Source organism: Leucobacter musarum subsp. musarum (genome assembly GCF_001273845.1).
GTDB lineage: Bacteria > Actinomycetota > Actinomycetes > Actinomycetales > Microbacteriaceae > Leucobacter > Leucobacter musarum.
Window position 1 is genome coordinate 1 of sequence record NZ_JHBW01000001.1, and the last position, 299, is coordinate 299.

The following is a 299-nucleotide window of genomic DNA, read 5'->3' on the forward strand; positions in this document are numbered from 1 at the left end:
CTTTTGCACCCGACGCCAAGCGTGGCTGGGGTCGGGCGTCGGTGGCGGCAGACTACTACTACGATCACCCGCATCTGCTCGGCACGATGCGCACGGGCCCCGATCTTTTCAACATCGGCGCACGCCAGCCCAGCGCGGACTGGCACCTCGGACACCTGTACCAGCCGCGGGCCTACGTCGCGCAGAGCATCATGCCGAGCTACCCATATCTGTTCGACGTGAAAGACGCAGCTGACCAAGGAGACCTCGTAGTGACGCTGCCTCCGGGCGCAGCCCCGGCCGGCAAGGTTGTCGTCGCG

At 66.2% G+C, this 299-nt stretch carries 1 protein-coding gene; it reads left to right on the top strand.

Annotated features, from left to right (window positions below; all coding sequences use genetic code 11):
- A partial coding sequence (locus CH42_RS00005) for a cbb3-type cytochrome c oxidase subunit II (RefSeq protein ID WP_193392057.1) occupies window positions 1–299 on the top strand: 299 nt, incomplete at both ends.